Source organism: Chimaeribacter sp. YP20170169, from assembly GCF_056739715.1.
Genome location: NZ_CP176824.1, coordinates 227,229 through 249,611 on the forward strand (window position 1 = coordinate 227,229; position 22,383 = coordinate 249,611).

18 protein-coding genes are annotated in these 22,383 nt (G+C 60.9%); 3 read left to right on the forward strand and 15 right to left on the reverse strand.

What is annotated here, in order from left to right; all coding sequences use genetic code 11:
• Positions 1 to 45: 45 nt before the first annotated feature.
• The 7 genes from ACK3SD_RS00960 to greB all read right to left on the reverse strand — a co-directional run bounded on the left by ACK3SD_RS00960 (position 46) and on the right by greB (position 9,213).
• The gene (locus ACK3SD_RS00960) at positions 46 to 1,338 is read right to left on the reverse strand and encodes an ABC transporter substrate-binding protein (RefSeq protein ID WP_481126495.1); all 1,293 of its coding nucleotides are present in this window, start codon (positions 1,336 to 1,338) and stop codon (positions 46 to 48) included.
• A 24-nt stretch (positions 1,339 to 1,362) separates the two neighbouring features.
• Positions 1,363 to 3,042: an alpha-amylase family glycosyl hydrolase gene (locus ACK3SD_RS00965; RefSeq protein ID WP_481126496.1), complete on the reverse strand. Its 1,680-nt coding sequence runs from the start codon at positions 3,040 to 3,042 to the stop codon at positions 1,363 to 1,365.
• Positions 3,043 to 3,251: 209 nt separating this feature from the next.
• Entirely contained in the window at positions 3,252 to 3,491 is a 240-nt protein-coding gene (locus ACK3SD_RS00970) for a FeoC-like transcriptional regulator (RefSeq protein ID WP_481126497.1), read from the reverse strand.
• Positions 3,478 to 5,763 (reverse strand): Fe(2+) transporter permease subunit FeoB, encoded by a 2,286-nt coding sequence (gene feoB, locus ACK3SD_RS00975; protein ID WP_481126498.1) that lies wholly within the window; start codon positions 5,761 to 5,763, stop codon positions 3,478 to 3,480. Before feoB ends, ACK3SD_RS00970 begins: the two co-directional genes overlap by 14 nt.
• A gap of 29 nt (positions 5,764 to 5,792) precedes the next feature.
• Complete coding sequence (feoA, locus tag ACK3SD_RS00980; protein WP_481126499.1) at positions 5,793 to 6,017, reverse strand: ferrous iron transporter A; 225 nt, start codon at positions 6,015 to 6,017, stop codon at positions 5,793 to 5,795.
• A gap of 236 nt (positions 6,018 to 6,253) precedes the next feature.
• Positions 6,254 to 8,578, reverse strand: coding sequence for a Tex family protein (locus ACK3SD_RS00985; RefSeq protein ID WP_481126500.1), 2,325 nt, complete (start codon positions 8,576 to 8,578; stop codon positions 6,254 to 6,256).
• Positions 8,579 to 8,700: 122 nt separating this feature from the next.
• Complete coding sequence (gene greB, locus ACK3SD_RS00990) at positions 8,701 to 9,213, reverse strand: transcription elongation factor GreB (RefSeq protein WP_240775796.1); 513 nt, start codon at positions 9,211 to 9,213, stop codon at positions 8,701 to 8,703.
• 404 nt (positions 9,214 to 9,617) lie between these two features.
• On the opposite strand from greB, the gene ompR reads away from it, so the two are divergent.
• On the forward strand, positions 9,618 to 10,337 hold the full coding sequence (ompR, locus tag ACK3SD_RS00995; protein ID WP_009635740.1) for an osmolarity response regulator transcription factor OmpR: 720 nt from the start codon (positions 9,618 to 9,620) through the stop codon (positions 10,335 to 10,337).
• Positions 10,334 to 11,737 carry a two-component system sensor histidine kinase EnvZ gene (envZ, locus tag ACK3SD_RS01000; RefSeq protein WP_481126501.1) on the forward strand — a complete coding sequence of 468 codons (1,404 nt, stop codon included), beginning with the start codon at positions 10,334 to 10,336 and terminating at the stop codon, positions 11,735 to 11,737. The genes ompR and envZ overlap by 4 nt, the downstream gene beginning before the upstream one ends.
• A gap of 64 nt (positions 11,738 to 11,801) precedes the next feature.
• Here the strand turns inward: envZ and ACK3SD_RS01005 are convergent, their stop codons facing one another.
• The 7 genes from ACK3SD_RS01005 to ACK3SD_RS01035 all read right to left on the reverse strand — a co-directional run bounded on the left by ACK3SD_RS01005 (position 11,802) and on the right by ACK3SD_RS01035 (position 18,748).
• Positions 11,802 to 12,278 carry a PIN domain-containing protein gene (locus ACK3SD_RS01005; RefSeq protein WP_481127594.1) on the reverse strand — a complete coding sequence of 159 codons (477 nt, stop codon included), beginning with the start codon at positions 12,276 to 12,278 and terminating at the stop codon, positions 11,802 to 11,804.
• Positions 12,278 to 12,520: a FitA-like ribbon-helix-helix domain-containing protein gene (locus ACK3SD_RS01010; RefSeq protein WP_137761897.1), complete on the reverse strand. Its 243-nt coding sequence runs from the start codon at positions 12,518 to 12,520 to the stop codon at positions 12,278 to 12,280. The genes ACK3SD_RS01005 and ACK3SD_RS01010 overlap by 1 nt, the downstream gene beginning before the upstream one ends.
• 99 nt (positions 12,521 to 12,619) lie before the next feature.
• Positions 12,620 to 14,239, reverse strand: a complete 1,620-nt coding sequence (pckA, locus tag ACK3SD_RS01015; protein ID WP_137761898.1) for a phosphoenolpyruvate carboxykinase (ATP) — start codon at positions 14,237 to 14,239, stop codon at positions 12,620 to 12,622.
• Positions 14,240 to 14,442: 203 nt separating this feature from the next.
• Positions 14,443 to 15,345: an Hsp33 family molecular chaperone HslO gene (gene hslO, locus ACK3SD_RS01020; RefSeq protein WP_137761899.1), complete on the reverse strand. Its 903-nt coding sequence runs from the start codon at positions 15,343 to 15,345 to the stop codon at positions 14,443 to 14,445.
• A 24-nt stretch (positions 15,346 to 15,369) separates the two neighbouring features.
• Positions 15,370 to 15,777, reverse strand: a complete 408-nt coding sequence (gene hslR / locus ACK3SD_RS01025) for a ribosome-associated heat shock protein Hsp15 (RefSeq protein ID WP_137761900.1) — start codon at positions 15,775 to 15,777, stop codon at positions 15,370 to 15,372.
• Between the two features lie 21 nt (positions 15,778 to 15,798).
• A complete protein-coding gene (yrfG, locus tag ACK3SD_RS01030; protein WP_481126502.1) occupies positions 15,799 to 16,473 on the reverse strand; it encodes a GMP/IMP nucleotidase in 675 nt (224 codons plus the stop codon).
• A gap of 130 nt (positions 16,474 to 16,603) precedes the next feature.
• Positions 16,604 to 18,748 (reverse strand): intracellular growth attenuator family protein, encoded by a 2,145-nt coding sequence (locus ACK3SD_RS01035; protein ID WP_481126503.1) that lies wholly within the window; start codon positions 18,746 to 18,748, stop codon positions 16,604 to 16,606.
• A gap of 433 nt (positions 18,749 to 19,181) precedes the next feature.
• Between ACK3SD_RS01035 and nudE the strand changes: the two genes are divergently transcribed.
• A complete protein-coding gene (gene nudE / locus ACK3SD_RS01040; RefSeq protein ID WP_137761903.1) occupies positions 19,182 to 19,736 on the forward strand; it encodes an ADP compounds hydrolase NudE in 555 nt (184 codons plus the stop codon).
• Positions 19,737 to 19,793: 57 nt separating this feature from the next.
• Here nudE and mrcA read toward each other — a convergent pair whose 3' ends face one another.
• Entirely contained in the window at positions 19,794 to 22,352 is a 2,559-nt protein-coding gene (gene mrcA / locus ACK3SD_RS01045; RefSeq protein WP_481126504.1) for a peptidoglycan glycosyltransferase/peptidoglycan DD-transpeptidase MrcA, read from the reverse strand.
• Positions 22,353 to 22,383 lie beyond the last annotated feature (31 nt).

Consider the following 22,383-nt stretch of genomic DNA (forward strand, 5'->3'; position numbering starts at 1 on the left):
CCGGCAGGGGAAGGGTTTGGGAAGCACTCTTCATTCGTTGTTCACTCAGCGTTTCTGAATCAGGCTGGTAATGCGCGCCTGGGTATCGGCCAGCGTGGCGGCCACATCCTTGTTACCGACGGTCACGGCGTTCACCATCTCGCTCAGTGCAGCGGAGCCAGAGATGTCGCCCATGCGGGTGAAGTTCTTCTCACCGACCGAACCAAACACCTGCACGTTGGCGTACTGGTGCACCAGCTCCAGAGAGAGCGGGCCGAAAGCTTTCACCACGGGGTTGTTCTGCCACTCACTGTTGTCAGTCACCAGCTTGGTCAGCGGCAGGGCGGCGCCCGGTGACATCAGCACCCAGCGGGTGGCGTTGTCGGACTGCTCCATAAAGCTGATGAATTTTTTCGCTGCATCACGCTGTGGCTCTTTCAGCCCGGCGGAGATGGTGAGGGCGGTGACGGTGCCGTAGACCGCCTGCGATTTTTCATTCGGCACGGAGAAGCCGATGTCCTGGGCATAACCCTCGCTGTAGATCGCCGGCAGGATGTAGGTGGAGTAGACGGCCATCGGCACGGTGCCGTTCATAAAGGCGTCTTTCACCTCCATGATGTCGTTGGAGCCGGGCAGGGTGGTTTTTGCCAGCGTCTTGTAGAAGTTGAGCGCCTCGCTCATGGCCGGGGTATCGATGGTGATATTGCCGTCGGCATCAAACACGTTGGCCCCGTTGGAGAGGGCGAACTGCGAGAAGGCCTGTTCGGTCAGCACGCTCTCCGCCGTCGGCAGGCCGATGCCATACTTTTTCAGCTCCGGCTTGGTAAAGGCGGTGCTGACGGTCAGCAGTTGCTGCCAGTTGGTCGGCTCGCTGAAGCCGGCGTCAGCCAACGCCTGTTTGCGATACCAGATGCCCTGGATCCAGCCGCTGATTGGCACACCGGTGGCACTGGTGCCATCCTCGGTCTTCACGATGCGCAGCACGCCGGGGTAGAAGTTGTCCGGGCCGATACCGCTGATCACCGCATTGACGGCCTCACGGTCAATCAACTGCTCCTTGTCCATGACCTTGGCGTAGTCATGGCTGGTCTCAATCACCGCCGGCAGGGCGCCGCTACGTGCCAGAGTAATGACCTTGGTGTTGTAGGCATCCTCTTCCACCGGCACTGGCTTGACGTCGATGTTGGGGTTCTGCTCCTCGAAACGGGCGATCAACTCGTTGATCACCGCCTGGCGCTCCTGCTCAACGGAGGAGTGCATAAATTCAATGGTCACTGAATCCGGTTTATCCTCTTTGCAACCGGTTAAAGCCAGCGAGCAGAGCAAGGCTGAAATAAGCAGACTGTTTTTATTATTCATCATGATTTCCTTTGCTGGGTGATATTACTTGAGCCAGTAATAACCGTAGGGCGGCACGGTGAAGTTTTGGCTGGAGGAGAATATTTCACCGCTAATAACATCGGTGAGGTTATTTTCCGGCAACGAAACCTTAACCGCCTTGTTACTGACGTTAAACAAACACAGCAGGTCGCCGTTATTTTCTTCACCACGACGGAAAGCCAATAACGCAGGATGTAACTCCACCACCTGCATAGCGGCATCAGGGTGGAAGGCGGCTAATTTCTTGCGCAACGCAATCAGCCGGCGCAGGCCAGAAAATATTTGGCTACGCAGCGAGTTGCCGCCAGAAATTTGTGGCTCAATCTCATCAAGCACATATTTCTGGCGGTTGATAGCGCGGTTATGGCCAGTGCGCTCCACGCCCGCATCGTCATTGCGCGAGCCAAGCAGGCTCTGGATGTAAATGGCTGGCACGCCGGGGAAGGCGAGCAGAATGGCATGGGCCAGCATGAAGCGGCGTACCCGCAGCGCATCACTATCCTTCTGGTGGTTCAATGCATCCAGGTAAGTGACGTTGATCTCATAGGGGCTGGCGCTGCCATCCGGGTTGTTTTTGTAAGAGACGCGCGCGCCCTCCCGTTCCATCGCCTGAGCCAGCGCCAGGATCTGATCTTCCGGCAACAGGCCGCGCAACGGGTTGAGGCCGATGCCGTCGTGGGAGGAGAGGAAGTTGAAGAAGGTGCAGTGCGGTGCCGGGATGTCGAGGGCTGCGGCCCAACGGCTCAACGTGGTGGCCTCACCACAGTGGATGGCATGAAGCACCAGCGGCGGCAGCGGGAACTGGTACACCATCTGCGCCTCATCCTGGCCATTGCCGAAGTAACTGATGTTGTCGCGGTGCGGCACGTTGGTTTCGGTAATCAGCACGGTGCCCGGCGCCACAACGTCAGCAATGGCGCGGAACAGCTTGACCAGCTGGTGCGTCTTCTCCAGGTGGATGCAGGAGGTGCCCGGCTCTTTCCACATGTAGCCCACCGCATCAAGGCGAACATACTCGGCCCCGTGCGCCAGGTAGCTGAGCAGCACGTTGACCATCCGCTTGAGCACGGCCGGATTGGCGAAGTTCAGGTCGATCTGGTCGGCGCTGAAGGTGGTCCAGATATGGCGAGTCTCGCCATTCGCCAGCGTGAAGGGCGTCAGCAGTGGGCTGGTGCGCGGCCGGGTTACCTGATGCAGGTCGGTCGCCGGGTCCATCTCAATGAAGTGGTTGTCGAACTCCGGCTGCTGGGCAAGGTAGCCCTGGAACCAAGCGCTCTGGGCAGAGATATGGTTGCAGACGTAGTCGAACATCAGGCGGGTGCTCTGGTTCAGCTCGCCGATATGCTGCCAATCACCCGCTATCGGGTTCACCTGATGATAATCAATGACCGAGAACCCATCGTCCGAGGAGTAGGGGTAGAAGGGCAGCAGGTGAACCAGCGAGAAGGTGTTTTTCAACCAGCGGTTATAGAAATGGGTGAAGGTTTTCAGCATCGGCTGGCCGATTTCGCTGAACTGATCGGCATAGGTAATTAATACCACGTCCTGTTCATCCCAATGCGCTTTGCGCGCCTGACGAATCACCGCTTTGGCGGATAAGATCAGGTCGTTTAATTCAGCGGCATCCTGCTGTGTCAGTGTGTCTTGATAAATAGCGTTAAGGAGAGAGTTTATATTTTCCATGTTCCACCTTTTTTATGGGAGCGCTCCCACGAAAAAGGCTACGCCGCGCTATAAATCAAGTCAACGGCCCTCCCTGACCGTGGATTAATCGAAAGCCGTTGCCGAGGATTTGTTGATTTATTTGTGAGGGACTTCAAATTTAATTGCGAAATTTGGGAAATTGGGACTTCGATTAAATGAATAATTAATTGTATCTCTATTTATATTAATTATGTTTTGCTGGCAGCGTGAGCGCGATAATAGCGCGGCGTACAGCCAGCAGAGATATCACAGCGCTGGCAGCTGCCGATACCACAGTCGACTGCCAGTTGCTCAATTTTCCCCATCCTCTCCAACTGTCCGAGCAGGGCGGCCAGTGCTGGCGGCGATAGCCGGCTCAAACGTAGCAGCTCGGCCTGTGACATCGTGCCATGCAGGCAGAGGGTGTGGTATAGCTCAATCAGCGTCATGGCTGGCACTCCGCAGGGCAGTTGGCTGGTAACGCGGCTGGTAGCGCAGGCGGCGCAGGCCAGCAAACAGCAGGGCGTTCACCAACAGCACCAAGGCAATCCGCCAGAGGGAGGCAACCGGGTGCGCGCTGAAGGTCGCCATCTGGTAGAACAGCGTCGCCAGCGAATAGGCAATATTCAGCCCCCAGCCCACGGCAAACGCCATCCAACCGAGGCTGCTCTCACGGGCGATCGCTCCCATCACCGAGACACACGGCAGGTAGAGCAGCACAAAGATCAGGTAGCTGTAGGCGGAAGCCAGGCTGCCAAATTTCTCGCCCATTGTGCTCATCGCACCCACTTTCATCTCGCCATCGCCCATGCTGGCGCCAATCGGGTTGGCGAGCACCCCAAGGCTGAAGGTCTGACGTACGCTCTGCCAGGTCTCCGCCAGCGCCTGTGCCAGCTCCTCTTGCAGAGAGAAGGCAGCCGGATCAAAGGGTGCCTCCTGCAACGTTTCGGCGGTATAGAGCGTATTGAGTGTGCCGACCACCACCTCCTTCGCCAGCGCGCCGGTCACCAGCCCCACCGCTGCCTGCCAGTTGTCTGGCTGCACGCCCATCGGTGCCAGCAGCGGCGTCGCGATCTGGCTGACCGTCGCCAGCGCCGAGACGTTGAGGGAGTCCGCTGGCTGGCCGCGCAAAGTGAAGCTGTTCAGCGCGCCAATCAGCAGGCTGGCGAGCACAATCACCTGTCCCGCGCGCAGCACAAAGCCCTTCAGCCGCTGCCAGCTTTGGAGCAGCAGGCTCTTTAGGTGCGGCACATGGTAGACCGGCAGCTCCATCACAAAGGGGGAGGCGTCGCCGCGCATTAGGGTATGGCGCAGCAACAGCCCGGTCAGGATGGCGACGGCAATGCCCAGCAGGTAGAGAGAGAAGACCAGCAGCGCGCCATGTCGGCCAAAGAAGGCGGCGGAGAAGACGGCAAAGATCGCCAGCCGCGCGCCACAGGAGATGAAGGGCGCCATCATGATGGTGATCAGCCGTTCGCGCGGCGTGTCCAGCGTGCGAGTACCCATAATGGCAGGCACATTACAGCCGAAGCCGACAATCAGCGGCACGAAGGATTTTCCCGGCAGGCCGAGCGACTGCATCAGCCGATCCATCACAAAGGCGGCGCGCGCCATGTAGCCGGAGTCCTCCAGAAAGGCCAGAAACAGGTACATCAGCCCAATCTGCGGCACCAGCGGCAGCACGGTATTGATGCCGCCGCCGATCCCCTGAGCCAGAAACAGCGTCAGCCACTCGGGCAGGCCGAGCGTCATGCCCAGCCACTGCACGCCGTGGATAAACAGCGCCACCGAGCCGAGGTCAAACAGCGGTTGTAGCGCGCCGCCTAGGTTGATCGCCAGCAGGAACATCAGGTACATCACCAGCAAAAAGAGCGGGATCCCCAGCAGGCGGTGAAGCAGCAGGTGATCCAGCCGTTGCGTCAGGCTGTCGGGCGCGGCGTGCTGGCTGTTGCCCACCGCCTGACACAGCTCGGTGATGCAGCGGTAGCGCGCATCGGCAATCAACAGCGCCGGGTCCTCCTCCAGCTGGCGGCAACTCTCCGGCAGGGCAGCCGCGGCGGTATCGGCGGCGGCCAGACAAAAAATATCCCCCTCCAGCATCTGGAGCGCCAGCCAGTGACGCTGGCTGAGGGGCTGGCCGTGCGGCAACGCGGCCGCCAGCGCCACTGCCGCCGCCGACAGCGCGGGCGGGTAGTCCACCCGGAAGGGCGCACAGCGCATCGGCAACTGGTCGATTTGCTGTTTCAGTTCCGCCACACCACGCGCGCGGGTGGAGACCAGCGGCACCACCGGGCAGCCGAGCCGCACCGCCAGCGCCGCCGGGTCAATCTCAATCCCTTGGTGTTGGGCAATATCCAGCATGTTGAGCGCCACGATGCAGGGCACGCCCAACTCACGCAGTTGCAGGGTGAGGTAGAGATTGCGCTCCAGATTGGCGGCGTCCACCACGTTGATCAGCAGATCCAGCTCACCGCTCAGTACCGTGCGGCAGGCGATCTGCTCATCCAGTGATGCCTGTTCCGACAGCGTGGTCAGGGAGTAAGTGCCGGGCAGGTCAACCAGTGTGACGGCATGGTGGGCCGTGAGGAACCGCCCCTCCTTGCGCTCTACGGTGACGCCGGCCCAGTTGCCGACCCGTTGGCGCGCGCCGGTAAGCTGGTTGAACAGGGTGGTTTTGCCGGCATTCGGGTTGCCGATCAGGCCGATGGTCAGGGTTTTCATGGCAGTGGTGTGCTATCTGGGTAGAGGGATCAGGCGCAAGCCTCAAGCAGCAGGCTAGCCAGATCGCGGCGGCGCAGCATCAGGTTGACGTGGCGAGTCTCAATCTGGATCGGATCGCCCAATGGCGCGACGCGCACCACACTAAAGTGCGAACCGGGCAGGATGCCGAGCGCCAGCAGTTTCTGCCGGTAGGCGGGAGGGATCTGCGGGGCAAAACCCGTGACCCGGTAGCTGTGCTGTGGAAGTAGGGACATAAGTACCTCAATTTTCCGCCGGGTGGCGCGGCGGCCAACGGGGGCGGGAGTAGGATAAACGAAAGTAAGAATTGTTCTCGCGTGCAATAAAACACCAGAACGGGGTGGTCGCTCCCTAATCCAGATCAAAAAACCGTCAATTTTTAGGCAGGCAATCGCGTAGGGCTGGGAGGGGGATCGCAGGAAGGAGAGAGGGGCCTACGCCCGGCAGGGAGGCTGCCGGGCGTAGGCGGGCATCAGCGTTTTTTGCCGAATGCCGCGGCCAGGGCATCGCCCATGGCACTGTTGGCTGATGGTTGGCTGGCGCGGGGTTTGGCACCGCGCGCGGGCTGGCGCGCCGGTGCGCCGTTGGCAGCATTGCTACCACCACGGCGGGCGGCAGTTTCACCCGGCTGCTCGTCCAGACGCATGGTCAGGGCGATGCGTTTGCGTTGCAAATCGACCTCTAGCACCTTCACCTTGACGATGTCGCCAGCCTTCACCACGCTGTGCGGATCCTCGACGAACTTATTCGCCAGCGAGGAGATGTGCACCAGACCATCCTGATGGACGCCAATGTCCACGAACGCGCCAAAGTTGGTGACGTTGGTGACTGAGCCTTCCAGGATCATGCCCGGCGTCAGGTCATTCATCGTCTCCACGCCCTCGGCGAAGGTGGCGGTTTTGAACTCTGGACGCGGATCGCGGCCCGGCTTCTCCAGCTCCTTCAGGATGTCGCTGACAGTGGGCACGCCGAAACGGTCGTCGATAAAGTCCACCGCTTTCAGCGTGCGCAGCGCGGTCGGGTTGCCCATTAGCGCCTGCAACGACTGCTCGGTGGCGGCGAGAATGCGCTCAACCACCGGGTAGGTCTCCGGGTGAACGGTGGAGGCATCCAGCGGGTTGTCGCCGTGGTTAATGCGCAGGAAGCCAGCGCACTGCTCAAAGGCTTTCGGGCCGAGGCGGCTTACCTTCAGCAGCTGGGCGCGGTTGTTGAAGCGACCATGCTCATCACGCCAGTTGACGATGTTCTGCGCCATCACCCGCGTCAAACCGGCGACGCGGGTCAGCAGCGGCACCGAGGCGGTGTTCAGGTCAACGCCGACGCCGTTCACGCAATCTTCTACCACCGCGTCCAGCTTTTTCGCCAGTTGGGTCTGGCTGACATCATGCTGGTACTGGCCAACGCCGATCGATTTCGGGTCGATTTTCACCAGCTCCGCCAGCGGGTCCTGCAAGCGGCGGGCAATGGAGACGGCGCCACGCAGCGACACATCCAGATCCGGGAACTCCTGGGCCGCCAGCTCTGACGCCGAGTAGACCGAGGCACCCGCCTCGCTGACGATCACCTTCTGCGCCGTCACTTCCGGGTACTGCTTTTGCAGGTCGAGGAAGAAGCGCTCGGTTTCACGCGAGGCCGTGCCGTTGCCGATGGCGACTAGATCCACCCGGTGCTTCACGCATAGCGCCGCGACCGCCGCGGCGGCGCGCGCGGTCTGGCCGGTATGCGGGTAGACGGTGTCGGTTGCCACCAGTTTGCCGGTGGCATCGACTACCGCCACTTTGACGCCGGTGCGCAGGCCCGGATCGAGACCCATGGTGGCACGCGGGCCAGCCGGGGCGGCCATCAGCAGGTCATGCAGGTTGCGGGCGAAGACGTTGATCGCCTCCTCTTCCGCGCGCTCGCGCACACTGCCCATCAGCTCGGTTTCGAGGTGCAGCAGCACCTTGATGCGCCAAGTCCAGTTGACCACCGCCCGCCGCCAGCCGTCGGCCGGGGCGTTGTTCAGGCGCAGGCCAAGGTGATCGATGATGATCTGCTCGGCATAGCTCTCACGCGGCGGCTCCTCGCTGTGCGGATCGGCATTCAGCGAGAGTTGCAGCACCCCTTCATTGCGGCCACGGAACATCGCCAGCGCGCGGTGGGAGGGCACCTGGGCAATCGGCTCATGGTGATCGAAATAGTCGCGGAACTTCGCGCCCTCCTCCTGTTTGCCCTCCGCCACGCGGGAGACCAGATGGGCGTTTTTCCACAGATAGTCACGCACCTTGCCGAGCAGGGCGGCGTCCTCCGCGAAGCGCTCCATCAGGATATAGCGTGCGCCGTCGAGTGCCGCTTTCACATCCGCCACGCCCTTGTCGGCATCAACGAAGGCGGCGGCGGCCTCTTCCGGCACCTGCTGCGCATCTTGCCACAGGCGCTCCGCCAGTGGGGCCAGCCCGGCCTCCAGCGCGATCTGCCCGCGCGTGCGGCGCTTGGGTTTGTACGGCAGGTAGAGATCTTCCAGTTCGGTTTTGCTCATCGTGCCGTTGATGGCGGCCGCCAGCTCGCCGGTGAGTTTGCCCTGCTCCTCAACAGACTTCAGGATGCTCTGGCGGCGATCTTCCAGCTCACGCAGATACCCCAGGCGGCTCTCCAGCTGGCGCAGTTGTGTATCGTCCAGACCGCCGGTCGCTTCCTTACGGTAACGTGCGACAAACGGCACGGTGTTTCCTTCATCCAACAGGCGGATAGCGGAGTCAACTTGCTCCGGTCTGGCCTGCAATTCAGTTGCAATAATGCGGCTCAGGGAATTATTCATCATGAGTATCTATCGTGTGGCGTTAGTCAATCAGGGCACTGTTATACGGAGTGCGCCGCCAAAATGCCAGCCGTGCGCGGCATTCTGCGACGGGGTGGGGCGGTTTCGGAACATTTACCGTGTTAACCGAGGTTACCGGGCGTGGCATCGCTCTCCGGCTCGTCGGGCAGGTAGTCGATGCGGTTGACGCACCACACTTTGACCCCGAGCGGGGTGGGGACATTCACCTCATCATCCACCTCTTTTTTGATCAGCGCGCGCGCCATCGGCGCGTCGATGGAGACGTAATCCTTGCGGCCATAGATCTCATCCGGGCCGACAATGCGAAAGCGCTTCACCTCGCCCTCCTCATTCTCCACCTCCACCCAGGCGCCGAAGAACACCCGGCCATCCTGCTGCGGCGAGTAGTCAATCACCCGCACCGCCTCCAGCCGCTTGCGCAGGAAGCGCACCCGCCGGTCAATTTCACGCAGCAGCTGCTTGTTGTACTTGTAGTCAGCGTTTTCGCTGCGGTCGCCGAGGCTGGCGGCCCAGGCAACCTTTTCGGTGATCTCTGGCCGGCGCTCGCGCCACAGATAGTCCAGCTCACGCTTTAGCTTGTTGTACCCTTCGCGGGTAATCAGGTCGCTCTTCATCTGGGGAGTGCTCTCGTTTTGGCTCATCGGCTCTTTATAACGTCTGGCGGCGGCCATTGTCACGGCTTTCGCCGGCTGTTATGGCGGCCATAAACCCGTTAAAATCTGCTTGCATTACAGGGTATAAAGGCGGGAGCTTATCACTCGTCCCTTTGGGTTTGCTTGAAACGGCAGCGCGAGGGGGCAGGCAAAAGTGTTGATAAGTGAGGAAAACAATAATCTTTGTAACAATTTCGTCTAGAATATATACCATAAAACACTGTCTGAGCGGGCGTTGATTCTTAACAATACAACCGTATTGAAAACATAAGTTGGCTAGGCTGAAACCTGCCATTCACATGAAATGTTATCTGGGTTAATTGATGCCCGCCGGGTTCAGGCACACAGCCTTTGGGAGTTAAGACATGCAAGAGAATCATAAGATTCTGGTGGTGGATGATGACATGCGTTTACGCGCGCTGCTGGAACGTTACCTGACGGAGCAGGGCTTCCAGGTTCGCAGTGTGGCGAATGCCGAACAGATGGACCGCCTGCTGACGCGTGAATCCTTCCACCTGATGGTGCTGGATCTGATGCTGCCGGGTGAGGATGGCCTCTCCATCTGCCGCCGTCTGCGTAGCCAGAGCAACCCGATGCCGATCATTATGGTGACGGCCAAGGGCGAAGAGGTGGATCGGATCGTCGGCCTCGAGATTGGCGCGGATGACTACATCCCGAAACCCTTCAACCCGCGTGAGCTGCTGGCGCGTATCCGTGCGGTGCTGCGCCGTCAGGCCAACGAGCTGCCGGGCGCGCCCTCCCAGGAAGAGGCGGTGATCTCCTTCGGCAAGTTCAAGCTGAACCTCGGCACGCGTGAGATGTTCCGTGAAGATGAGCCGATGCCGCTCACCAGCGGGGAGTTCGCGGTACTGAAGGCGCTGGTCAGCCACCCGCGTGAGCCGCTCTCCCGCGACAAGCTGATGAACCTGGCCCGCGGCCGCGAATACAGCGCCATGGAGCGCTCGATTGACGTCCAGATCTCCCGCCTGCGCCGCATGGTGGAGGAGGATCCGGCCCATCCGCGCTATATCCAGACCGTTTGGGGCCTGGGCTACGTCTTCGTCCCGGACGGCAGTAAAGCATGAGGCGATTGCGCTTTTCACCGCGTAGCTCCTTTGCCCGAACCCTGCTATTAATCGTCACCCTGCTGTTCGTCAGCCTGGTGACGACCTATCTGGTCGTCCTGAATTTCGCCATCCTGCCCAGTTTGCAGCAGTTCAATAAGGTGCTGGCATACGAAGTACGTATGCTGATGACCGACCGGCTGCAACTGGAGGACGGCACCTTGTTAGAGGTGCCGCCAGCATTCCGCCGCGAGATCTACCGTGAGCTGGGCATTTCGCTCTACACCAACGCCGCCGCTCAGGAGAGCGGCTTGCGTTGGGCGCAGCACTACCAGTTCCTGAGCCAGCAGATGGCGCAGCAGCTGGGCGGCCCGACGGACGTGCGCGTGGAGATGAACAAGAATACCCCGGTGGTCTGGCTCAAGACCTGGCTCTCGCCCGATATCTGGGTGCGGGTGCCGCTGACGGAGATCCATCAGGGGGACTTCTCGCCGCTGTTCCGCTATACGCTGGCGATTATGCTGCTGGCGATTGGCGGTGCCTGGCTGTTCATCCGGATGCAGAACCGGCCGCTGGTGGAGCTGGAGCACGCGGCGTTGCAGGTCGGCAAGGGAATCATCCCACCGCCGCTGCGCGAGTATGGCGCCTCGGAGGTGCGCTCGGTGACGCGCGCCTTCAACCAGATGGCGGCTGGCGTGAAGCAGTTGGCGGATGACCGTACCCTGCTGATGGCTGGGGTCAGCCACGACTTGCGCACCCCGCTGACGCGCATCCGGCTGGCAACGGAGATGATGGGCGATGAGGATGGCTATCTGGCAGAGTCGATCAACAAGGACATTGAAGAGTGCAACGCCATTATCGAGCAGTTCATCGACTACCTGCGTACCGGGCAGGAGATGCAGACCGAGCTAAGCGACCTGAACACCATTCTCGGTGAAGTGATCGCCGCTGAAAGTGGCTATGAGCGTGTGATTGAGAGTGATCTTGCGCCGGCGGAACTGCTGGTGGATGTGCATCCGCTCTCCATCAAGCGCGCCGCGGTCAATATGGTGATCAACGCCGCCCGTTACGGCAACGGCTGGATCAAGGTCAGCAGCGGCCATGAGTTGCAGCTCGCCTGGTTCCAGGTGGAGGATGACGGCCCCGGCATCCGGCCTGACCAACTCAAGCACCTGTTCCAGCCTTTCGTGCGTGGCGACAGCGCCCGCAGCACCAGCGGCACCGGGCTGGGGCTGGCGATTGTCCAGCGCATCATTGACGCCCATGCGGGTGTGCTGGACATTGGCAGCAGCGAGCGCGGTGGCCTGCGCATCCGCGCCTACCTGCCGCTGCCCACGCTCAAAGGCAAAGAGAACGGCAACGGCAATGGCACCCCGCCAAAAGCCGCTGACGGCACCCCGCCGACGGCCTCCCGTCCCTGAACGCCCGGTTCCGCAGAGGCGGAACCGGCGCGCTTAGCCTGCCTTGACGGGCGACTTACACCCGCTACTTCCGGCTCATCACAAAGTATTCAGCCGCCTCCTCATGGAAGCGCGGTTTCCCCTGTTCGCCCCATGGGTTGACGGTCACCAGCCCGCAGTGCGCAAAATCCAGCGGCTGGCGGGTGGCCAGCTGTGCCTGATGGTGCAGGCAGATAGCGGCGGTATAGAGCGTGGCCTGATCCAGGCTGACGCCCTGCCGCCGGTGCTCCGCCTGAAGCGCGGCGGCGCGCAGGGCGCAGTGGGCATCAAAGGGCAGCAGCCGTTCGGCGAACTCCTCATTCAATAGCGCCAGCAGCGCCTCTTGCACCCGGCGCTGGCGCTGCGGGTCGGGCAGCGCCTGCACGGCGCTGAACAGCTCCGTGACCGTCACCGCCGTCAGCGCCAGCTGGTTGGCGTCCTGCATATCCAGCCACTGCATCACCTGGCGGTGCGGTTCCGGCCGGATCAACTCCATGACAATGGCGGTATCCAGCACAATCATCACTCAATCTCCCACTGCCGGGGTAGCTGGTCACGCACCGGCGCGCGTAGGTCGCCTTCACTCAGGGCGGCGAAACGCTGGTGGATGCGGCTCGCAAGGCCATAGTTTGGCGTGCCGCCCAGCATCGCCTGCCGCAGGATGGAGCGTACCTCCTCCTCCATTGAGTGGCCATTGCGGGCCGCCGCCAGACGCAGCAGCTCTTTTACTTCATCATCAAGGTTGCGGATTGTCAGAGTAGCCATAAGAGAGACTTATTTAATTGGGGATATCTGGATCACCGCTGGCAGCCGTGGCGGCCGCCAGCGTGAAAATCAGGCGCGCGGGGCGCGCCTGGGGGGACGTCAGAGTGACGGGCCAGCGCTGACCAGCGCCGCACCTGCCGGGGTGTCCGTGTACTTATCAAAGTTGTCGATGAACTGACGCGCCAGATCCTGTGCTTTTGCCTGCCACTGGGCCGCATCCGCATAGGTGTTGCGCGGGTCGAGCAGCTGCTCATCCACACCCGGCACTGACACCGGCACCGCCAGGTTGAAGATCGGCAGCGTGAAGGTCTCCTGCTGGTCGATCTCGCCACTGAGGATGGCGTTGATGATGGCGCGGGTGTGCTTCAGGGAGATGCGCTTGCCGGTGCCATTCCAGCCGGTGTTCACCAGGTAGGCCTGGGCACCCGCGGCCTGCATCCGTTTCACCAGCACTTCCGCGTACTGGGTCGGGTGCAGGCTCAGGAAGGCCGCGCCGAAACAGGCGGAGAAGGTAGGCGTCGGCTCGGTCACGCCGCGCTCAGTACCGGCCAGCTTGGCGGTGAAGCCAGAGAGGAAGTGGTACTGGGTCTGGTCGGCCGTCAGGCGCGATACCGGTGGCAGCACGCCAAAGGCGTCCGCGGTCAGGAAGATCACCTTGGTGGCGTGGCCCGCTTTCGAAACCGGCTTAACGATGTTGTCGATGTGGTAGATCGGGTAGGAGACGCGGGTGTTCTCGGTTTTGGAGGCATCATCGAAATCGATGGAGCCATCCTCGCGCACCACCACGTTCTCCAGCAGCGCGTCGCGGCGGATGGCGTGGTAGATCTCCGGCTCGGCCTCTTCAGAGAGCTTAATGGTTTTGGCGTAGCAGCCGCCCTCAAAGTTGAAGACGCCGTCATCATCCCAACCATGCTCGTCGTCGCCAATCAGCTGGCGTTTCGGATCGGTGGAAAGGGTGGTTTTGCCGGTGCCTGAAAGGCCAAAGAAGACCGCCACGTCGCCCTGTTCGCCAACGTTGGCGGAGCAGTGCATGGAGGCGATATTTTTCAGCGGCAACAGGTAGTTCATCACCGAGAACATGCCCTTCTTCATCTCGCCGCCGTACCAGCTCCCGCCAATCAGCTGGATATTCTCCGTCAGGTTGAAGGCAACAAAGTTCTCGGAGTTCAGCCCCTGCTCGCGCCAGTTCGGGTTGGTACAGCGGGCGCCGTTCATGACGATAAAGTCAGGCGTAAAATCAGTGAGTTCTTCATCCGTCGGACGTATGAACATGTTTTTAACGAAATGGGCCTGCCAGGCCACTTCGGTAATAAAACGCACCTTCAGACGGCTATCCGGGTTGGCGCCGCAGAAGGCGTCTACCACAAACAAACGTTTGCCTGACAACTGCTCAGTGACGCAGGCTTTCAGGGCATCCCAGGTCTCCTGGCTCAGGGGTTTATTATCATTCTTGCCTTTGCCTTCGTCTGCCCACCAAACGGTGTCACGCGTGGTGTCATCACGCACGATGTACTTATCTTTCGGCGAGCGGCCGGTGAAGATACCGGTGTCAACGGAAATGGCACCCAGGCTGGTCTCGATGCCGCGCTCATAGCCTTCCAGCCCTGGCGCCGTCTCTTCCTGATACAGGCGTGCGTAATCAGGGTTATAGACGATTTCGCTGACATTATGGATGCCGTAGGCGGCCAAGGTATCGGGGGATATACCGTGATCACGCATTTCACTACTCCTTAGTTGCTATACGTTACTAACACAGTGTGTAGGGTTAGGATCTGTATTAAACGCGATAGACTTCAAAAAAAATAATAGTTAACGCTTATTTTTAACAATTATGGGAGATGGCACACGTCATAAAATGAAACGTGCGCAATATCCCAAAGCGAACGCATAAAAAAAGGCAGCCGGCTGGCTGCCCTGTGGGATCAATGGACGTGCGGGCCCGGCTCGCTGCCTGACGTGCGCAGGCCAGCGACGTCCACTTTGTCGAAGACGTAGTGGTTGCCGCAGTAGTCGCAGTGCATGTCGATCTGGCCTTCCTCTTCCAGGATCTGCGTCAGCTCCTCATCAGGCAGTGAACGCAGCGCGTCGGCGCAACGGGCGCGCGAGCAGGTGCAGCGGAACATGATATCTTGCGGCTCATACACCGTGACCTCCTCCTGATGGTAGAGGCGGTAGAGCACGTCGTGGGCCGGCAGCTCAAACAGCTCCTCGCCCTTGATGGTGGCGGTCAGCTGGGTCAGGTGATCGAAATCATCATTGGTGGCGTTCTGCGCGGGCAGTACCTGCAGCAGCATTCCGCCCGCCGCTGGCAGGCCGTCGCTTTCACCGGTGCGGATGAACAGGCGGGTCGGCAGCTGCTCGGACTGCATGAAGTAGCCCTCCAGACATTCGGCTAGGGTATCGCCCTCCAGACCCACCACGCCCTGATAGCGCTCGCCCTCGGCTGGGGTGATGGTAATCACCATCACGCCGTTGCCGATCATCTGCTTCAGGCCGCTCTCCGGCGCAATCTCCGCGCCCTCCTGCACCCGAGCCACGCCGCGCAGCTCCTGGCGGTTGTTGCCGTTGACCACGGCCATTTTCAGCGGGCCGTCGCCCTGGATCTGCACGGTGATGTCACCGTCAAACTTCAGGGTAGCGGTCAGCAGGCTGGTGGCCACCAGCAGCTCGCCGAGCAGGGTATTGACCGGCGCCGGGTAGTCGTGGTTTTCCAGCACCTGGCGGTAGGTCTCGCTCAGCGTGACCAGCTCACCGCGCACCGCGTAGTTCTGGAACAGGTAGCGATGCAGTTGGTCGTGCGTCGCCTTGGAATCTTGATTAGCCATAGTCGTCTCTCTGTGCGGCGAAGGTCACTCGCCTTCGCCAAATTTAAATTTAATCAGGGTGCGGCGCTCTTTCTTATCCGGACGCCGATCCGGATGCGGCATGGTCAGCGAGTGGGTCTTGCGCGCCAACGCCACTTTTTCCCGGTTTTCAATGCTGGCCTCGGTCTCTTGGTAGAGCAGCTGGGCCTCTGGCGCGCCCCGTCGCTGGGCGGTCACCGCCAGCACAATCACGGTACGCTCGTCATTTCCCTGACGCAGCTTGATCTCCGCGTCCACCTCAACCTGCTTGCTCGGCTTAGTGCGCTGTCCGTTGTAGTGGACTTTGCCGCCTTCAATCATTTCACGGGCCAGGGCACGGGTTTTATAGAAGCGTGCGGCCCACAGCCATTTATCCAAACGGACAGCATCGCCATCCTGCTGGGTGTCCTTCATCGCAACCTCCTGAACGGTCTGTCACCGGCAGACAAAGGCCGGCAACAACGTGCGGTAGTCATGCATTGAGGGATGGCGCAGAAAGCGCTTCATCGCCATGCTGGAGTCTGGGTTTTCCACCCCCAGACAGTAGCGGATGCCGTAGGTGCTGGCGGCATCCAGAATCGGCTCGTTGTCATCGACAAAGAGCGTGCGCGCCGGGTCAAAGCCGGTATGCTGCTGCACCGCCTGCCACAGGCGCTGATCCTCCTTGGGATACCCAAATGTATGGGTGGAGATCAATAAATCAAGGTGCGCATCCAATCCGGTGTGCGCCATTTTGACCGCCAGGCTCACCGGGTGGGCGTTGGTCAGCAAAATCGTCTGTTTCCCCTGCTCGCGCAGCGCCTGCAGGAAGGGCAGGGTGTCCTCACGTACGCTGGCGCGGTGGCCGACGGCGTGGGTCATGGCCGCGATATCCAGATCGAGGGTGGTGCTCCAGTAGTCGAAGCAGTACCAGTTCAGCGTGTGCTGCACCGCCAGGTATTGCGCCTCAATGTAGGCGTGCGCCTGCTCCAGCGGGATGCCACGCCGCTCGCTCAGCGCCTGCGGCACATGCTGCAACCAGAAGTAGCTGTCGAACTCCAGATCAAGCAGCGTGCCATCCATGTCCAGCAAAACGGTATCGATGCAGGTCCAGTCAAACTCCGGCGGCATAGGGTTGTCCTGTGTGGGTGAATCAAGGCGGGCGGCAGAGGCTGGAGGGGGCAGGGCGCCCCGGCATACGCGCCGGTAAAACGTTAGCCTAGCACAGACGCGGGCATCTCTGCCCGGCGTCTTCACTCAATCAGCCAAACGGGCGCAGCGGCATGGTGTCGAGCGTGGGGTTGAAGCAGTTGTCGTAGTAGTGCTGGATGTCACTGAGGCGGCGCTGGTGGCGACGCAGCCGCTTGACCAGCAGCACGGCGTTGGTGACAAAGCTGACCGCCACCACCAGCAGCAGCAGGCTGGTGCCCATGTAGCGCCACAGCGTGATCATGTCTGGCTCGCTATGCAGCGAAATGTGCCGCGTGCCGTTGGCGTCGATGGTGAGGTTGGTGATGATCCCCTCGGCGCGGAACGGCGTGTGCAGCAGCTGCCCGGAGAGGCGTTGCAGCTCGCGCCACTGATCCTGCGGGCTAAGGTCATACAGCGCCAGCGCTGGCTGGGCGTAGCTGACCAGCTGGCGCCCCTCGTCGCTGGTGATCAGGAAGCCGCCCGGCGGCGGGCTGTTGAGCGCCTGCGCGGCGCGCTGCGTCTCCTGGAAGTAGAAGGAGGAGGCGGCGCTGTTCACCAGATTTTCCAGCGACTCGGCGCTGACCGGGCGCAGCAGCACGTTGATCCCCTTCATGCTGCCCGACAGGGCACGTTTCACCAGCGCCCCCCAGTTCTGGGCGTTGCCAAGGTTGACCAGCGCGTTCTTCAGCCGCACGCAATCCTCATCGTTGCTGCACAAATCCTGCGTTTTCAGCACGATATCGGCGAAATCATCCAGCAGGATCATGCCTGACTTCTCAATCGCCGTCGCCAGCTGCGGGTTGATATTCGGGTCAGGCGCGCCGCTCGGGTGCAGCTGGTCATTGACCGTCGCCAGCAGCGCCGATGCCTTCTCGATGGTCTCTGACTCCGGCAGCGGCAGCGGGGTGGCGTTGTTCCAGTAGATGCCGGCGCAATCAAATGGCATGAAGGCCGGCCGCGTGCTGGTCGAGGCCTTCGGCGGGATGTAGCACATGCCACTGCCCTGAATGCGCAGGGTGTCGCCGATGCGCAGCGGCGTCTCTTCCAGCGCATGGACGCTGTTGACCTGGGTACTGCTCGCGCCCTGGATCCAGGCGAGGCTCAGCTTCAGCGGCAGGCTCAGGGAGATGTAGCTGGTCAGCATCAGCAGTACCAGCAGCGAGCCGCACATCAGCACCAGACTTCTGGCCCAGTGTTGCAGCGGGAAGTTCTTGATCTCCTCATGCAACGACAGGTAACGCCCCTGACGCACCACCTGGCGGTTGAGGTAGATGTCCACATCCGTCACCTGATTGAGGTCGCGTGACACATAGGGCTGCCAGTGCGCCGGGTAGATCAGGTCGATGATGCCAAGGGAGATGTTGTTGAGGTTGCCCTGATGGGACTCACCAAACAGCCCCCAGCGCTTTGGCGTGCCGCGCAGGCAGTGGATCTCCTGCAACTCCCGATCCGGGATGCGGCGCAACAGCCGCCAGCCAGCCCAGCCACTGAGCACCAGCGCCAGCAGGATCAGCCACGGCAGGAACACCATCGGGCTGGTCAGGCTGAAAAACAGCAGCACCATCGCGCCGGAGAGCGCCAGCGCCTCACGGACACCGTTGGACTGGTAAAGCGCATGTTCCTCCAGCGTCTCGCGGCGGATGGTGAGCAGCTCAATATGCTCGCTCTCCTCCTTGCGGATCGAGGCATTCTGCGCCGGGGCGGTCACCATCGGCGTGGTGGCCGGGCGGCGGTCATAGGTATGGTTGACCAGCGTATGGCCATTGAGGGAGATCACCAGCGGAATGGTCTGGGTCTTGATGATCTCCACCTGGTTATCCTGCGTGATGTATGGCTCCCAGAACGGCGGCAGGTGCACCTCCTCCGTATCGAGGTAGTAGCGCCACTTGTTCGGCTCGTCGCTTGCCACGCCATAGCGGGTGATGGCCTTGGTCAGCGAGTAGACGATGTCGCTCTTTGGCGTCAGGGTCAGCTTGTCACGCAGGGAGAAAATATTGTTGCTGGCGGAGAGCGAGGTCAGGCTCAGGCGATCGCTCTGGCTCAGGTAGCGCTCCACGGCCTGGCGTTCATCGGGTGTCAGTTTGCGTTGATTAGGCTTCATGAAGGGTAAAGAGGCTGCGAAGGGGGTCTGGCGACGAGAGATGCTTCTCAAAAAACCCCCGATTATGATCAGCATGGCAAACAGTACAGCCAATATTAGGACTATTGTGCTCATCCATTCACCATCAGGGCGGCGCTGACCGTTGCCAACGCTTTTAGAAACAGTAAATTAAGTGTGTGTCGTGACATGCGAGCCGCTTAACGTACCACCAGAGAGAATCGCGCAAAGGCATAACCAAGAGCTACAGGGCGCATGGGTGATATGGCAAATATAGACCTGATTGGATGATAACAACCCAGTCCAGGGGCCAGTATCGGTATAATCCTATTTTGCCCGTTCACTGCCGTAAGCGTAACCACTTTGCAGAAAAAGATCTTGCAAACCAACAAAGTCTCCCCTTTTTACCTGATAAATGTCATGAAAAAAAGGGCATTCCGCACGGAAAAAAGCCTGTGGCATTCCGCTGGCCTCTGTTAATAATAAAGTAAACCAAACAGGGGATGGCGATGGCCAATGCCTGACGCAGGCTTCTATTCTTGGGGATGACATGGAAAAACCTCTGCAAAAACCAAAAATCCTGAAAGTCGAAACCGTGGCGCGTTCACGGCTCTTCAATGTGGAGTCGGTGGATCTGGCATTTAGCAATGGCCAACAGCGGGTCTATGAGCGGATGCGTCCCTCCGAGCGTGAGGCCGTGATGATTGTGCCGGTCATCGGCGATGACCTGTTGCTGATCCGCGAATATGCGGTGGGCATTGAAGATTATGAACTGGGATTTCCCAAAGGGCTGATTGATCCGGGCGAGGGGGTGCTGGAAGCGGCCAACCGCGAGCTGATGGAGGAGATTGGCTACGGCGCGCACCGCTTTGATGTGCTGAGCAAGCTGACGATGGCGCCCTCCTACTTTTCCAGCAAGATGAACATTGTGGTCGCGCGGGATCTGTTCCCCAAAAAGCTGGAGGGGGATGAGCCGGAGCCGCTGGTACAGGTGCGCTGGCCGGTGGCACGCATGATGGAGCTGCTGCAACAGCCGGACTTCCGCGAGGCGCGCAACGTCAGCGCGCTGTTCCTGGCGCAGCAATTTTTCCAACAGGCGCTCTGAACGCCGCCATAAAAAAAGCCGGTCAGTGACCGGCTTTTTTATTGCCTGCACGCCCTATCAGAACAGTTCGTGCGTCTGGCCGTTGTCCGTCAGCGTGGTGCCGACATCATGCACGGCATGTTCCGTTGGCTGGGTGCCGTCGATGAAGTACTCCGGACGGCTGCCCGCACCGCCATCTGCCAGCTTGCCGGTGCGTTTGTCGATGGTGACGCTGACAATGCCCGGCGGCGGCGCGAGCGGCTGCTCAGGCATCCCTTCCAGTGCTGCCTTCATATACTCATCCCACGCCGGCTGGGCGCTTTTCGCGCCGCCTTCGGCCCCGGCAATCTGGTCGGGGATCGCGCCAGAGGCGGAGCTGCGGCCCAGATCGCGGCGGTGGTCATCGAAACCAATCCACACCGAGGTGACGGTCTCTGGGCCATAGCCGGAGAACCACGCATCTTTCGAGCTGTTGGTGGTGCCGGTTTTGCCGCCGATGTCATGGCGCTGCAAATCGCGGCCTGCCCGCCAACCGGTGCCCATCCAGCCCGGCTCGCCGAAGATATTGCTGTTCAGCGCGTCATGGATCAGGAACGCCAGCGGTGTGCTGATCACGTGCGGGGCGTACTGCTGGCCTGCGTCTGGCGCGCTCTGGCCGGGGCTGACCTGCTCCAGCTGCGGCATCGGCACGGTGGCGTTCGCGTTCGGCGACTGCGACACCGCCACGTTCTCCACGTTGTCATCCGACAGCACGGCCGAGCGCTGCGTATCGCCGTAGATCACCGGCAGGTTGCAGGTTGGGCAGGCCACTTTCGGCTTGACCTCAAACACGGTGTTGCCGCCCATGTCCTCGATCTTGCTGATGAAGTAAGGGTCGACCAGGAAACCGCCGTTGGCGATCACCGCGTAGCCGCGCACCAGTTGCAGCGGGGTGAAGGAGGCAGAACCAAGCGCCAGCGACTCCGAGTGCACGATGTTCTGCGCCGGGAAGCCAAAGCGTTGCAGGTACTCGGCCGCGTAGTCCACGCCCATCGCGCGCATCGCGCGCACCATCACCACGTTCTTCGACTGACCCAGCCCCTGACGCAGACGGATCGGGCCGTCATAGACCGGCGGGGAGTTCTTCGGCCGCCAGTCGGTGCCAGCGCCCGCATCCCAGCGTGAGATTGGCAGGTCATTGAGGATGGTCGCCAGGGTCAGGCCCTTGTCCATCGCAGCGGTATAGAGGAACGGCTTGATGTTCGAGCCGACCTGGCGCAGCGCCTGCGTGGCGCGGTTGAACTTGCTCTGGTTGAAGTCAAAGCCGCCCACCAGCGCCTTGACCGCGCCGTCCGCCGGGTTGAGGGAGACCAGCGCGGAGTTGACGTCTGGCACCTGTGCCAGCCACCACGCCTCATCCACCTTGCGTACCCAGATCTGCTGGCCAGTTTGCAGCACATCGGTTGCGCGTTTCGGCGTCGGCCCCTGCACATTGTCGGACTTGAAAGCGCGTGCCCAGCGGATGCCCGCCATCGGCAGCGTAATGCTGTCGCCGTTCGCCATCAGCGCCGTGGCCTGATCCGCCTGCGCCGCCGTCACTACCGCCGGGAACAGCGGGCCGTATACCGGCAGGCTCTTCAGCGAATCGAGAATGCGCTTCTGCTCCCAGGCTGGCTCGCCGGTGCGCCACAGCACATTGGCCGGGCCGCGGTAGCCGTGGCGCATGTCATAGGCCAGCACGTTGTTACGCACTGCCTCCTGCGCCGCCAGCTGGTTCTTCTTGGTGATGGTGGTGTAGACCTTGTAGCCATCGTTATAGGCGTTCTCGCCATAGCGATGCACCATCTCCTGACGCACCATCTCCGTCAGGTAGGGAGCGGAGAAAGCGATGGTCGGCGCATGGTAATCCGCCTCCAGCGTCTCGCCGCGCGCCTGCTGGTACTGCTGCTGGGTGATGTAGTTCTCATCCAGCATCCGCGCCAGCACCACGTTGCGACGCGCCAGCGCCCGGTCATGGGAGTAGAGCGGGTTGAAGGTAGAGGGCGCTTTCGGCAGGCCGGCGATCACCGCCATCTCACCGAGCGTCAGCTGGCTGACCTCCTTGCCGAAATAGACGTGCGCCGCCGCCCCCACGCCATAGGCACGGTAACCAAGGTAGATCTTGTTGAGGTATAGCTCCAGGATCTCATCCTTGGTCAGCAGCTGCTCAATGCGGATCGCCAGGAACGCTTCCTTAATCTTACGCATCAGGGTGCGTTCTGGACTCAGGAAGAAGTTACGCGCCAGCTGCTGGGTAATGGTACTCGCCCCCTGCGACGCATGGCCGGAAACCAGCGCGACCGAGGCGGCACGGATGATGCCAACCGGATCGACGCCGTGGTGCTCATAGAACCGGCTATCTTCCGTGGCAATAAAGGCATGCACCATCTCCGGCGGGATCTGGCTAAGGGTCAGCGGGATACGGCGCTTCTCACCATACTGGGCGATCAGATCACCTTCCGCGCTGTAGACCTGCATCGGGGTCTGGAGGCGCACATCTTTCAGGGTCGCCACATCCGGCAACTGCGGCTCAATGTACTTGTACAAGCCGTAGATCGAGGCGGCTCCCAGCACAATGCAACACATTGCAAGGATTAAAAAATACTTTACGAACTTCACCTTAGATTTCCCACTTAATGTCGTTTGGGCA

Coding starts and splice junctions, on each gene's coding strand:
- ACK3SD_RS00960 (WP_481126495.1), bottom strand. CDS start 1,338: ATGAATAATAAAAACAGTCTGCTTATTTCAGCCTTGCTCTGCTCGCTG.
- ACK3SD_RS01035 (WP_481126503.1), bottom strand. CDS start 18,748: ATGAGCACAATAGTCCTAATATTGGCTGTACTGTTTGCCATGCTGATC.
- feoA (WP_481126499.1), bottom strand. CDS start 6,017: ATGTCCCTACTTCCACAGCACAGCTACCGGGTCACGGGTTTTGCCCCG.
- pckA (WP_137761898.1), bottom strand. CDS start 14,239: ATGCGTGATCACGGTATATCCCCCGATACCTTGGCCGCCTACGGCATC.
- ACK3SD_RS00970 (WP_481126497.1), bottom strand. CDS start 3,491: ATGACGCTGATTGAGCTATACCACACCCTCTGCCTGCATGGCACGATG.
- ompR (WP_009635740.1), top strand. CDS start 9,618: ATGCAAGAGAATCATAAGATTCTGGTGGTGGATGATGACATGCGTTTA.
- ACK3SD_RS01010 (WP_137761897.1), bottom strand. CDS start 12,520: ATGGCTACTCTGACAATCCGCAACCTTGATGATGAAGTAAAAGAGCTG.
- ACK3SD_RS01005 (WP_481127594.1), bottom strand. CDS start 12,278: ATGATTGTGCTGGATACCGCCATTGTCATGGAGTTGATCCGGCCGGAA.
- ACK3SD_RS00985 (WP_481126500.1), bottom strand. CDS start 8,578: ATGAATAATTCCCTGAGCCGCATTATTGCAACTGAATTGCAGGCCAGA.
- nudE (WP_137761903.1), top strand. CDS start 19,182: ATGGAAAAACCTCTGCAAAAACCAAAAATCCTGAAAGTCGAAACCGTG.
- envZ (WP_481126501.1), top strand. CDS start 10,334: ATGAGGCGATTGCGCTTTTCACCGCGTAGCTCCTTTGCCCGAACCCTG.
- greB (WP_240775796.1), bottom strand. CDS start 9,213: ATGAAGAGCGACCTGATTACCCGCGAAGGGTACAACAAGCTAAAGCGT.
- hslO (WP_137761899.1), bottom strand. CDS start 15,345: ATGGCTAATCAAGATTCCAAGGCGACGCACGACCAACTGCATCGCTAC.
- ACK3SD_RS00965 (WP_481126496.1), bottom strand. CDS start 3,042: ATGGAAAATATAAACTCTCTCCTTAACGCTATTTATCAAGACACACTG.
- hslR (WP_137761900.1), bottom strand. CDS start 15,777: ATGAAGGACACCCAGCAGGATGGCGATGCTGTCCGTTTGGATAAATGG.
- feoB (WP_481126498.1), bottom strand. CDS start 5,763: ATGAAAACCCTGACCATCGGCCTGATCGGCAACCCGAATGCCGGCAAA.
- yrfG (WP_481126502.1), bottom strand. CDS start 16,473: ATGCCGCCGGAGTTTGACTGGACCTGCATCGATACCGTTTTGCTGGAC.